Origin of the sequence: Streptomyces sp. NPDC091281 (genome assembly GCF_044757425.1) — a bacterium.
Taxonomy (GTDB): domain Bacteria; phylum Actinomycetota; class Actinomycetes; order Streptomycetales; family Streptomycetaceae; genus Streptomyces.
The window spans coordinates 642,800-654,697 of the sequence record NZ_JBIVUY010000001.1; the positions used below are offsets into that span (position 1 = coordinate 642,800).

At 71.2% G+C, this 11,898-nt stretch carries 9 protein-coding genes; 7 read left to right on the forward strand and 2 right to left on the reverse strand.

Annotated elements, in window-relative coordinates; all coding sequences use genetic code 11:
- Positions 1-33 precede the first annotated feature (33 nt).
- Complete coding sequence (locus ACIQPQ_RS02775; protein ID WP_401298817.1) at positions 34-1,176, forward strand: DUF475 domain-containing protein; 1,143 nt, start codon at positions 34-36, stop codon at positions 1,174-1,176.
- A gap of 114 nt (positions 1,177-1,290) precedes the next feature.
- Entirely contained in the window at positions 1,291-2,028 is a 738-nt protein-coding gene (locus ACIQPQ_RS02780; RefSeq protein WP_401298820.1) for a Tellurium resistance, read from the forward strand.
- A gap of 12 nt (positions 2,029-2,040) precedes the next feature.
- Here ACIQPQ_RS02780 and ACIQPQ_RS02785 read toward each other — a convergent pair whose 3' ends face one another.
- Positions 2,041-2,820: a TerD family protein gene (locus ACIQPQ_RS02785; protein ID WP_401298822.1), complete on the reverse strand. Its 780-nt coding sequence runs from the start codon at positions 2,818-2,820 to the stop codon at positions 2,041-2,043.
- A 341-nt stretch (positions 2,821-3,161) separates the two neighbouring features.
- Between ACIQPQ_RS02785 and ACIQPQ_RS02790 the strand changes: the two genes are divergently transcribed.
- The 3 genes from ACIQPQ_RS02790 (at position 3,162) to ACIQPQ_RS02800 (ending at position 7,744) form a co-directional block, all read left to right on the forward strand.
- On the forward strand, positions 3,162-4,328 hold the full coding sequence (locus ACIQPQ_RS02790; RefSeq protein ID WP_401298825.1) for an HpcH/HpaI aldolase/citrate lyase family protein: 1,167 nt from the start codon (positions 3,162-3,164) through the stop codon (positions 4,326-4,328).
- A gap of 63 nt (positions 4,329-4,391) precedes the next feature.
- The gene (locus tag ACIQPQ_RS02795) at positions 4,392-6,935 is read left to right on the forward strand and encodes a phosphoribosyltransferase (RefSeq protein ID WP_401298827.1); all 2,544 of its coding nucleotides are present in this window, start codon (positions 4,392-4,394) and stop codon (positions 6,933-6,935) included.
- Positions 6,935-7,744 (forward strand): HAD family hydrolase, encoded by an 810-nt coding sequence (locus ACIQPQ_RS02800; protein ID WP_383771304.1) that lies wholly within the window; start codon positions 6,935-6,937, stop codon positions 7,742-7,744. Before ACIQPQ_RS02795 ends, ACIQPQ_RS02800 begins: the two co-directional genes overlap by 1 nt.
- A 24-nt stretch (positions 7,745-7,768) precedes the next feature.
- Here the strand turns inward: ACIQPQ_RS02800 and ACIQPQ_RS02805 are convergent, their stop codons facing one another.
- The gene (locus ACIQPQ_RS02805; protein ID WP_383771307.1) at positions 7,769-7,990 is read right to left on the reverse strand and encodes a zinc ribbon domain-containing protein; all 222 of its coding nucleotides are present in this window, start codon (positions 7,988-7,990) and stop codon (positions 7,769-7,771) included.
- 294 nt (positions 7,991-8,284) lie between these two features.
- Between ACIQPQ_RS02805 and ACIQPQ_RS02810 the strand changes: the two genes are divergently transcribed.
- A complete protein-coding gene (locus ACIQPQ_RS02810; protein WP_401299601.1) occupies positions 8,285-10,519 on the forward strand; it encodes a transglycosylase domain-containing protein in 2,235 nt (744 codons plus the stop codon).
- 47 nt (positions 10,520-10,566) lie between these two features.
- Positions 10,567-11,844: a hypothetical protein gene (locus ACIQPQ_RS02815; protein ID WP_401298830.1), complete on the forward strand. Its 1,278-nt coding sequence runs from the start codon at positions 10,567-10,569 to the stop codon at positions 11,842-11,844.
- The last annotated feature ends 54 nt before the right edge of the window (positions 11,845-11,898 follow it).

Consider the following 11,898-nt stretch of genomic DNA (forward strand, 5'->3'; position numbering starts at 1 on the left):
TTGGGGGGACCCCCAGACAGGATTGGGAAGCCAGTGGTTCTGAAAACCTTCGGCTGGTCGTTCGCGGTCACCGCGCTCGGCCTCGTCGCGGCCGTCTTCTACGGGGGGTGGACCGCTTTCGGGATCGTGGCGATCCTCTCCATCCTGGAGATCTCGCTCTCCTTCGACAACGCGGTGGTCAACGCCGGGATCCTGAAGAAGATGAACGCCTTCTGGCAGCGCATCTTCCTCACCATCGGCATCCTGATCGCCGTCTTCGGCATGCGGCTGGTCTTCCCCGTCGTCATCGTCGCGATCAGCGCCCAGCTCGGGCCGATCGAGGCCGTCGACCTCGCCCTCACCGACAAGGACCGCTACCAGGAACTGGTCACGGACGCGCACCCCGCGATCGCGGCCTTCGGTGGCATGTTCCTGCTGATGATCTTCCTGGACTTCATCTTCGAGGACCGGGACATCAAGTGGCTGGGCTGGCTGGAGCGCCCGCTGGCCAAGCTCGGCAAGGTCGACATGCTGTCCGTCTGCATCGCCCTGATCGTCCTGCTGATCACCGCGATGACCTTCGCCACCCACGCCCACCTGCACGCCGGGCCCGCCGACAAGGCCGAGACCGTCCTGCTCTCCGGCATCGGCGGCCTCATCACGTACATGATCGTCGGCGGACTATCCGGCTTCTTCGAGAACAAACTCGAAGAAGAGGAGGAACGGGAGCACGAGGCCGAGGAGGAGGCCAAGCGGACCGGGAAGCAGCAGTCCGCCGTCCTCCTCGCGGGCAAGGCCGCGTTCTTCATGTTCCTGTACCTGGAGGTCCTGGACGCCTCGTTCTCCTTCGACGGGGTCATCGGCGCGTTCGCCATCACCAACGACATCGTGCTGATGGCGCTGGGCCTGGGCATCGGCGCGATGTACGTCCGGTCGCTGACGGTGTACCTGGTCCGCCAGGGCACGCTGGACGACTACGTCTACCTGGAGCACGGCGCGCACTACGCCATCGGCGCCCTCGCCGTGATCCTCCTCGTCACCATCCAGTACGAGATCAACGAGGTCGTCACGGGCCTGGTCGGCGTCGTCCTGATCGGCTGGTCCTTCTGGTCCTCCGTCCGCCGCAACCGCGCCCTCGCCGCCACCGAGGGCGACCAGGGCTCGGACGAGAAGGCCGAGGTGCCCTCCGGGGTGTGACCACCTCCCCGGGGAGGGAACGCTCTGAACGGGGCGGCCGTCGAGGAGGTCCTCGACGGCCGCCCCGCTCGTGCGGGGGGAACGATTCACAACGACGGCGACGTGGGGGCGGGAATGGGATTTCTGGACGGACTGCGGCCCGGCAGGGCCGCCGACTTCGACTCGGGCAGCGCGGCCAGCAACGCGATCGAACTGACGAAACGGCACAGCCAGGTCTCTCTCACCCAGCAGGACGCGGCCACCGGCCACCTCCGCGTCAACCTGACCTGGCGGATGCGGACCTCCGACTTCGGCGGCGGCCAGCGCGAGAGCCTGCTGCGCCACCCCTTCAAGGCGCTGCGCCCCCCGGAGGTCGTCGGGCACAGCCAGAGCATGGTCAACGTCGACCTCGACCTCGGCTGTCTCTACGAACTCCAGGACGGCAGCAAGGGCGTCGTCCAGCCGCTGGGCGGCCTGCTCGGCGAGATCAACGACCCGCCGTACGTGAAGCTGAGCGGCGACGACCGGTTCGGCTCGGCCTCCGGCGAGACGATGTACGTCAACCTGGACCACCGCGAGGCCATCAAGCGGCTGCTGGTCTTCGTCTACATCTACGACGCGACCCCGGCCTTCGACCGCACCCACGCCATGGTCACGCTCTACCCGAGCAACGGGCCGCGCATCGAGATCGGCCTCGACGAACGGCACCCCCAGGCCCGCTCCTGCGCGGTCGTCATGATCGAGAACGTCAAGGGCGAGCTGATGGTCCGCCGCGAGGTGAAGTTCGTCTACGGCTTCCAGGCCGAGCTGGACCGCCTCTACGGCTGGGGCCTCCAGTGGGGGCGCGGCTACAAGGCCAAGGCCGGGAAGTAGCCCCGGGCGGGCTCAGCGGCCGATGAACTGCGGCCCCTGCGGCGGCATCCGGAACTCCCCGGCGGGCGCGCCGGCCGGGGAGACCTCCGGGTAGCCGTAGCCGTGCGTCGGCAGCGAGGACGGGAAGCCGTACGCCGCCGGCGCCTGCTGGGGGACCGCCGTGGTGGGCTGCTCCGGCGGCAGCGGCTGGGCCCGCCCCGGACCCGCCTCGCCGGACCCGGCGGCACCGGCGTCCGCGCCGTCGGTCTCCGACTCGTCGACCGAGATGCCGAAGTCGGTGGCGAGCCCCTTGAGGCCGTTGGAGTAGCCCTCGCCGAGCGCCCGGAACTTCCAGCCGTCCCCGCGCCGGTACAGCTCGCCGCAGATCAGCGCGGTCTCCTCACCGGTCTCCGGCCGGATGTCGAAGCTGGCCAGCGGCTTGTCCCCGCCGTCCGCCGCGTCGTGCAGCAGGATGCTCAGCGAGCGCACCCGGTCGAAGGTGACGCCGTCCGCCGACGCCACCAGCAGAATCCGGCTCACATCGGGCTCCAGCCCGGCCAGATCTGTCTGGATCGTGTCCGTCAGACCCCCCGGAGCGCGCTTCTTGCCGAGCCGCCAGACCTTCCCGCCGGGGTGCCGGGGCTGGTTGTAGAAGACGAAGTCCTCGTCGGAACGCACCCGCCCGTCGGAGCCGAGCAGCAGCGCGGAGGCGTCCACGTCGGGCACCCCCTGTCCGGGTGTCCAGCGCAGCACGGCCCGCACCGTGGTGGTCCTCAGCGGGACGTTCGACCCCTTCAGCATCGCGTGCGTCATGCGCTCATCCTGCCTTCTCGGTTCTGCTCACGACAATGCGGGTACACGGCAGGCGGGTCGCCGTCGGCCGTACCGGCGGCCGCCCGGACCCGGACCGGGTGCGCCCGCGCCCCACTGTCCCCGTCGTCGTTACCTGAAATTCATGGCTCACGGGAACCCCCGACATGGGTCCCTACGTACTATTACCGGCCACCTCTTACCGAATCCTCGTCGATTCCACGGAGCCGCACCGAGCCGCACCGCGCCGCGTCCCGGACCGAGCCGAGCCGGGCCCGGTCCGGGAGCGGCCCGGCCGTACATCTGCACATCCACACCGCCACTTCGCGTCACGGGGGAGATCTATGCGTCATTTCGGGCACCTCGCCCCTGACGTGCGTCAGCGTCTGTTCCACCGCCAGCCGTGTTCCTTCGACGCGGACTCACCGGCCCGCATCCTCTCCGCCGCCCTGGGCGCCACCCTCTACAGCCCGGCCACCCGGCCCCGGCTCGCCGAGGACGTCCTCAAGCAGGCCGGGCGGGGCGTGGTCTCCATGGTGCTCTGCCTGGAGGACTCCATCGGCGACGAGGACGTCGAGCGCGGCGAGGAGAACCTCGTCCAGCAGTTCACCGAGCTGGCCGCCCGCCCCGGCGTCCCGCTCCCGCTGCTCTTCATCCGGGTCCGCACCCCCGAGCAGATCCCCGACCTCGTCGGCCGCCTCGGGCCCGCCGTCCGGCTGCTCAGCGGCTTCGTCTTCCCCAAGTTCACCGAGGAACGGGGCATCCCCTTCCTGGAGGCCCTGGCGGGCGCCGAGGCCGCCAGCGGACGCCGCCTGTTCGGGATGCCCGTGCTGGAGACGCCCGAGCTGATGTACCGGGAGTCCCGCGTCGACGCCCTGGAGGGCATCGCCCGCGCGGTCGAGAAGCACCGCGACCGGGTCCTCGCCCTGCGCCTCGGCGTGACCGACTTCTGCTCCTCCTACGGGCTGCGCCGGGCCCCCGACATGACCGCGTACGACGTGCAGATCGTCGCCTCCGTCATCGCGGACGTGGTGAACATGCTGGGCCGCGCCGACGGCACCGGCTTCACGGTCACCGGCCCCGTCTGGGAGTACTTCCGCGTCCCGGAGCGCATGTTCAAGCCGCTCCTGCGGCACAGCCCCTTCCTGGAGGGACAGGCCGTCGAACTGCGTGAGAAGCTGATCGAACACGCGATGGACGGACTGCTGCGCGAGATCTCCCTCGACCACGCCAACGGTCTGCTCGGCAAGACGTGCATCCACCCCTCGCACGTCCCGGCGGTGCACGCGCTGTCCGTCGTCAGCCACGAGGAGTACAGCGACGCGGCGGACATCCTGCGCCCCGAGCGCGGCGGCGGCGGGGTGCTGCGCTCGGCGTACACCAACAAGATGAACGAGGTGAAGCCGCACCGGGCCTGGGCGGAGCGCACGCTGCTGCGCGCCGAGGTCTTCGGCGTGGCCCACGAGGACGTGAGCTTCGTCGACCTGCTCGCCGCGGCCATCCCCGCCTGAACCGGCCGCAGCCGGGCCGCGGACGCGCCGCCGCCCCCTCTCCTCACCACCACCTAGGGACGTATGAACAACGCAGTGAACGGGACCGACGGCACCCCCGGGACCCCCGGCAGAGGCGGCGCGGACCGCGCGGACGGGACCGGTGCCGGTGCGGCCGTCTGGTCCGGGTCCTGGGTCGCCGAGCGGCTCGGGGTCGGGCTGACCGGCGACCCCGGCCTGACCGGCCTGCTCGGGATGGCCCTGCGCCGCAACCCCCGCCGGGCCCACCTCCTCGTCTCCCACGTGCTCGGCAAGCACGTCCCCCAGCGCCCGTCCGTGGTGTACGGGCACGGGCTCGCCCTCGGCCGCCGGGTCCGCGACCTGCTCGGCCCGGAGGCCGCCGCCGCGATCGTCCTCGGGTACGCGGAGACCGCGACCGGCCTCGGCCACGCCGTCGCCGACGGCCTGGCGGTGGCGCCCTGCCTGCACTCCACCCGCCGCCCGGTGCCCGGAGTGGCCGCGGCGGGCGGCTTCGAGGAGTCCCACTCGCACGCCACCTCCCACCTGCTGCTCCCGGAGGACCCGGCGCTGCTGGTCGGGGACGGCCCGCTCGTCCTCGTCGACGACGAGTTCTCCACCGGCAACACCGTCCTCAACACCATCCGCGACCTCCACGAGCGCTACCCGCGCCGCCGCTACGTGATCGTCGCCCTGGTCGACATGCGCTCCCCGGCCGACGCCGGACGGCTCGCGGAGTTCGCCCAGGAGATAGACGCCCGCGTCGACCTCATAGCCACCGCCTCCGGCACCGTCCGCCTCCCGGACGGCGTGCTGGAGAAGGGGCGGGAGCTGGTCGCCCGGCACGAGACCCCGCCCCGCGACGACACGCCGTACGGACGGATCGAGCGGACTGGCCTGGACTGGCCGCGCGGCCTGCCCGACGGCGGACGGCACGGCTTCACGCCCGCCCACCGCGCCCGCCTGGACGCCGCGCTGCCCGCGATGGCCGCCCGGATCGCCGCGGCCCTGCCCGCCGGCGCCCGCCGCGACGGCGCCCGGGTCCTGGTCCTCGGCTCCGAGGAGCTGATGTACGCGCCGCTGAGGCTCGCCGCCGCGCTGGAGGACACCCTCGGCGCCGCCGGCGCGGAGGTGCGGTTCTCCACCACCACCCGCTCGCCCGTCCTCGCCGTCGACGACCCCGGCTACGCGATCCGCAGCCGCCTGGTCTTCCCCGCCCACGACGACCCCGCCGACGGCCCCGGCGACCGCTACGCCTACAACGTGGCGGGCGCGGGCTTCGACGCCGTCGTCGCGGTGGTCGACTCCGTCGGCGACACCCCGGCCCTGCACGCCCCGGACGGACTGCTCGCCCGGCTCGCCGCCCACACCCCGCACGTCCGCCTCGCGGTCGTGCCCTCGTACGTCCCCGAGCCGCTGTACGCCGCCGCCTTGCCTGGAGAGAGACCCGCCATGCTGCCCGAGCCCCTCCGTGGACCCGCCTTCTCCTCGTACGCGCCGGACGAGGTCGGCTGGCTGCTCCAGGACCTCTCCGACGTCACGCTGGAGGCGCCGACCGAGGAGCGCGAGGAGGCCATCCAGAGCGGCGGCGCACACTACGCCGAGTCGCTGCCCGTGGAGTACCAGCCCACCGAGCAGTACCAGGCCCTCTTCCACGAGGCCCTCGACGAGTCCGCCGCCCGCCTCGCCCGCGCCGTCGGCGCCGTCACCGAGATCGTCATCGCCGAGCGGTCCCCGCGCCCCGTGCTGGTCTCCCTCGCCCGCGCCGGCACCCCCGTCGGGGTCCTGATGCGCCGCTGGGCCGCGCACCGGCACGGCCTGGACCTGCCGCACTACGCGGTGTCCATCGTGCGCGGCCGGGGCATCGACGCCACCGCGCTGCGCTGGCTCGCCGCCCACCACGACCCCCGTGACGTCGTCTTCGTCGACGGCTGGACCGGCAAGGGCGCCATCACCCGCGAACTCGCCGCGGCCGTCGAGGAGTTCGAGGCGGCGGGCGGCGCCCCCGGCTTCGACCCGGAGATCGCGGTCCTCGCCGACCCCGGCTCGTGCGTGCGGACGTACGGCACGCGGGAGGACTTCCTCATCCCGTCGGCCTGTCTCAACTCCACCGTGTCGGGCCTGATATCGCGGACCGTGCTGCGGGCCGACCTGGTCGGCCCGGACGACTTCCACGGCGCGAAGTTCTACCGCGAGCTGGCCGGGGCGGACGTCTCGGTGGCCTTCCTGGACGCCGTCTCCGCCCGCTTCCCCGAGGTCGAGGCGGACGTGGACGAGACGGTGAAGGAGCTGCTGGCCGGGGACCGCGCCCCGACCTGGGCGGGCTGGGCGGCCGTCGAGCGGATCAGCGAGGAGTACGGCATCCACGACGTGAACCTGGTCAAGCCGGGCGTCGGCGAGACCACCCGCGTCCTGCTGCGCCGGGTGCCCTGGAAGATCCTGGCCAAGTCGGGCGCGGGCGCCGACCTGAAGCACGTCCGGCTCCTCGCCGAACAGCGCGGGGTGCCGGTGGAGGAGGTGGACGACCTGCCGTACACGTGCGTCGGGCTCATCCACCCGCGGTTCACGCGCGGGGCGACCGGCGCCGACGGCAAGGCGGTGGCGGTCTGATGCCGGTACTGGTGGCGAGCGACCTGGACCGGACGCTCATCTACTCGGCGGCGGCGCTCGCGCTGACCATGCCCGACGCGAGGGCGCCCCGGCTGCTCTGCGTCGAGGTCCACGAGAGCCGTCCGCTGTCCTACCTGACGGAGACGGCGGCGCGGCTGCTGACCGAGCTGGGGGACGCGGCGGTGTTCGTGCCGACGACGACCCGGACCCGCAAGCAGTACCAGCGGATCAACCTGCCGGGCCCGCCGTCGACGTACGCGATCTGCGCCAACGGCGGCCATCTGCTGGTCGACGGGGTCACCGACCTGGACTGGCACCGCTCGGTGCTGGCCCGGCTCGCCGAGGAGTGCGCGCCGCTGGCGGAGGTCCAGGAACACCTGGCGGCCGCGGCGGACCCGCTGTGGCTGCGCAAGCAGCGGGTCGCCGAGGACCTGTTCGCCTATCTGGTGGTGGAGCGCGAGCTGCTGCCCGAGGAGTGGGTGAAGGAGCTGGCGGTCTGGGCGGAGGACCGCGGCTGGACGGTGTCCCTCCAGGGCCGCAAGATCTACGCCGTTCCGAAGCCGCTGACCAAGAGCGCCGCCGTACGCGAACTGGCCCGCCGCACCGGGGCCGAACTGACCCTGGCGGCCGGGGACTCCCTGCTCGACGCCGATCTGCTGCTCGCGGGCGACCGGGGCTGGCGCCCCGGCCACGGCGAACTGGCCGAGGACGCCTGGACGGCCCCGCACGTCACGGCCCTGCCCGACCGGGGGGTCCTGGCCGGGGAGCGCATCCTGCGCGAGTTCCTCCGGGCGGCGCGGGAGCGCTAGAGCCGGAGGTCAGCCCCCCGGAGGTCAGCCGCAGCAGCCTCCGCCGCAGCAGCCGCCACCCCCGCCCCCGCCGCCGGTTCCGGCCACGGGGGCGGAAACGGTGCCGCCTACAGCTACTGTGGAGAGAAGTTTGACCGTATCGTCGTGACCGGCCGGGCAGTCGGCAGGGGCGGAGGACTCCGCCATGGGGCGGCTCAGTTCGAAGGTGTCGCCGCAGGTCCGGCAGCGGTATTCGTAGCGAGGCATGCCGACAGGGTAGACCGCGCGCACGACGGCGGAGTTCCGGTGAGTTCGCCGCTGTGCGTTTCTGTCGACTTCCTATGTGGAGAAGTTGCGAAGGGCGCTGGTAATTTGAGAGCGCCGCGATGAACCGCGAGGTCCGGGGGGTTCAGGGTCTGTGGCCGTTTCCACGGCAACCATGTCAGACCCTCGTACGTCTTACGTCTGCCTACGCGAGCAAAACCGAGTGCGGAGGGAGATGTCGTGACCCAGGCGGGGCAGGGGGAGGAGCCCCAGAAACCGCGGAAGCCGGACGAGACCATGCAGTTGAAGGTCCCGGCTTCCTTCAGGCCGGACGAGACCATGCAACTGAGGGTCCCGCCCGAGGGGATACCTGGCGCGACACCGGACGACATACCCGGCACCGAGGACATATCCGGCGCCGACGGCCTACCCGGTTCTGATGCATCATCACACATATCGGATACGTCCGACAAGCGGCGGAAGGGGCGCAAAGCCCTCCGCCCCTCACTGCGTTCCCGCCTCCTCACCGCCGCCCGCGCCCGCCTCGCCCCCCTGCTCGCGGCCCTCGCCCCGCTCCTCGCCCGCCTCGCGCCCCACCTGCGCCGGATGCGCCCCCAGTACCCGCGCCCCGGCCGCACCGACTGGCGCCGCTGGATACCGAGCTGGCGGCAGTCCGCCGGAGCCGTCCTCGCCTCCCTGGGCCTCAGCACGATGTTCCTCGTCGTCGCCTACGCCGCGACCGACGTCCCGCAGAACCTCAACAGCTACGCCACCCAGCAGGACAACGTGTACTTCTGGGCCGACGGCACCCCCATGGCCCGCACCGGCTGGGTCCAGCGCCAGGCGATGCCGCTGAAGGACATCCCCGAGGACGTCCGCTGGGCCGTCCTCGCCGCCGAGAACGCCAGCTTCTACAGCGACCCCGGCATCTCCTTCAAGGGCATCAGCCGCGCCCTGTTCCGCACCGTCGGCCAGGGCGACACCCAGGGCGGCTCCACCATCACCCAGCAGTACGTCAAGAACGTCTACCTCAACCAGAGCCAGACCCTGCGCCGCAAGTTCACCGAGGCCATGATCGCCCTCAAGCTCGACAACCAGATGAGCAAGGACGACATCCTGGAGGGCTACCTCAACACCAGCTGGTTCGGCCGCGGCACCTACGGCATCCAGCGCGCCGCCCAGGCCTACTACGGCAAGGACGTCAGCCAGCTCAACGCCAGCGAGGGCGCCTTCCTCGCGGGCCTGCTCAAGGGCGCCGGACTCTACGACCCCACCCTCAGCGGCACCAACCGCGCCCGCGCCGTCGAACGCTGGTCCTGGACCCTGGACCGCATGGTCGACATCGGCAAGCTCTCCAAGGCCGAACGCGCCACGTACAAGAAGTTCCCGGAGCCGCTGAAGACCAACCCGCTCTACGACACCGGTGAACAGAGCGACTACCTGGTCCAGCTCGCCGCCCAGTACGCCAAGAAGTCCGGGGGCATCCCCGAGAAGGACTTCGACCTCGGTGGCTACCAGATCTACACGACCTTCGACAAGAACCGCGAACGGGAACTCACCGACGCCGTCACCAAGGCCCGCGCCAAGGCCGTCAAGGACGACCCGAAGAACAGCAGGACCGCCCACTACGGGGCCGCCTCGGTCGCCGCCGACGGGCGGATCGTCGCCGTCTACGGCGGCCCCGACCACCGCACCCAGGGCTACAACGAGTCCAACGCCACCACCGTGCCCGCCGGGTCCGCGTTCCTGCCCTTCGTGTACGCGGCCGGACTGGAGCACGGCGTCCACAAGACCCGCGACGAGGAAGCCACCCCCGTCACCGGCGACACCGTCTACGACGGCGACGACGACATCCCCGTCACCACCCCCGAGGGCCCCTACTGGGACCGCAGCGGCCGCAAGGTCGCCGCCAGCAACGACGGCGACCGCTCCTACGGGAAGATCTCCCTGCACCGGGCGCTCGCCCTCTCCGTGAACACCCCGTTCATGCAACTCGGCCTCGACACCGGCCTCGACAAGGTCCGCGCCACCGCCGAGTCCGCCGGCCTGCTCCCCTCCAGCCTCGGCGCCCAGGTGCCCGCCCTCTCCCTGGGCAGCTCCACGCCCAGCGCCATCCGCATGGCCAGCGGCTACACCACCTTCGACGCCGAGGGCCGCCACACCGAGCCCTACTCGGTGCGCCGCATCACCCACAACGGCACCAGCCTCCCGCTCGACCAGCCCAAGCCGCGCCGCGCCCTCGACGCCGACACGGCCGGGGCGGTCACCTCCGCCCTCACCGATTCCTTCCGCACCGCGCACCCCGGGGACGCTCCCGCGGACGCGAAGGTGGCCGGGAAGGCCGGCACCACCCAGGACGACAAGGCCGCCTGGTACGTCGGCACCGCCAAGTCGGTGTCCACGGCCGTCGTCGTCTACCGCATCGACCTGGCCAAGAGCCTCGAACCCCTGCCCCTGGAGGGCATCGACGGAAAGGGCGACAAGAGCGTCCCGTACGACATCTGGTCGCAGGCCATGAAGCCGCTCGGCTGACCACCGAACGGCCCCGCAGTCCCCGATCCCACGAGAATGAGCCGCACATGAAGCCACCGTCGGGCCGCCGCCGCAAGGCACCGGCACCGCGCCGCCCCGCCGCCGCCCATCCGGGGTTCCTCACCCTGGCGGCGTTCCTCGTCGTCGCCTCCCTGGTGGCGGGGTACCTGGTGCTGAGCCGTACCGACAACACCGCGCCGACCGCGTCCTCGGGGGAGGGCAAGAAGGCCGCGGCCAGCAAGGAGCCCGTGTGGGACGGCAAGACCAAGGTCCTGGGGGACGGCTCCACCTCGTACACCGGCCCGCAGAAGGGCCGGCTCAAGCCCGTACCGCTCAAGCCGGGCGAGAAGCCGCCGCAGTTCGTCGTCTTCTCCTGGGACGGCGCGCTCGCCGGTGACGACGGCCTGTTCACCCACTACCGGGAGATGGCCAAGAAGTACGACGCCCACATGACGTTCTTCCTCACCGGCATCTACCTGCTGCCCAAGAGCAAGGCCGACCTCTACAACCCGCCCCAGCACAACCGGGGTTCGGCGGCCATCAGCTTCCCCACCGACGAGCACATCCGCACCACGCTGGAGGACCTCTCCCTCGCGTGGGAGGAGGGCAACGAGATCGGCACCCACTTCAACGGTCACTTCTGCGGCACCAAGGGCGGCAAGGACTGGAGCGTCGAGGAGTGGAAGAGCGAGATCGACCAGTTCTACAGCTTCGTCGAGAAGTGGAAGACCAACACCGGCTACACCGACATCGACCCGCTGCCCTTCGACTTCAAGAAGGCCGTCGTCGGCGGCCGCGCCCCCTGCCTGGAGGGCCAGGCCAACCTCCTCAAGGCCGCCAAGGACTACGGCTGGCGCTACGACGCGAGTTCGGCCGGCGACTTCCAGATCTGGCCCACGAAGAAGAACGGCATGTGGGACTTCCCGCTCCAGATGCTCCCGTACGAGGGCGGCAAGTACCAGGGCCTCTCCATGGACTTCAACTTCCTCTACAACCAGTCCGACGGCGAGACCGACGGCGACCCCGCCAAGTTCGCCCAGTGGCAGCAGGAGACCACCGACACCTACATGAACGGCTTCGACCGCGTCTACTACGGAAGCCGCGCCCCGCTGTTCATCGGCAACCACTTCGAGGAGTGGAACGGCGGTGTCTACATGAAGGCGGTGGACGACGTCATCAAGAACGTCTGCCCCCGCAAGGACGTCCAGTGCGTGTCCTTCGAGGAACTCGCCGACTGGATGGATGTGCAGAAGCCCGAGACCCTGGAGCGCCTGCGCACCCTGGACCCGGCCCAGTCCCCCAACTGGTCGACCGTCGTCAAGTGACGCGGTTGACACGGGGGGTGGTTGTGCTGTGACGGTCCTATAACACCCGTCGCA

Excerpts from the sequence above, each read along its gene's own strand:
- ACIQPQ_RS02780 (WP_401298820.1), top strand. The coding sequence starts at position 1,291 with ATGGGATTTCTGGACGGACTGCGGCCCGGCAGGGCCGCCGACTTCGAC.
- ACIQPQ_RS02785 (WP_401298822.1), bottom strand. The coding sequence starts at position 2,820 with ATGACGCACGCGATGCTGAAGGGGTCGAACGTCCCGCTGAGGACCACC.
- ACIQPQ_RS02790 (WP_401298825.1), top strand. The coding sequence starts at position 3,162 with ATGCGTCATTTCGGGCACCTCGCCCCTGACGTGCGTCAGCGTCTGTTC.
- ACIQPQ_RS02795 (WP_401298827.1), top strand. The coding sequence starts at position 4,392 with ATGAACAACGCAGTGAACGGGACCGACGGCACCCCCGGGACCCCCGGC.
- ACIQPQ_RS02800 (WP_383771304.1), top strand. The coding sequence starts at position 6,935 with ATGCCGGTACTGGTGGCGAGCGACCTGGACCGGACGCTCATCTACTCG.
- ACIQPQ_RS02805 (WP_383771307.1), bottom strand. The coding sequence starts at position 7,990 with ATGCCTCGCTACGAATACCGCTGCCGGACCTGCGGCGACACCTTCGAA.
- ACIQPQ_RS02810 (WP_401299601.1), top strand. The coding sequence starts at position 8,285 with ATGCAGTTGAAGGTCCCGGCTTCCTTCAGGCCGGACGAGACCATGCAA.
- ACIQPQ_RS02815 (WP_401298830.1), top strand. The coding sequence starts at position 10,567 with ATGAAGCCACCGTCGGGCCGCCGCCGCAAGGCACCGGCACCGCGCCGC.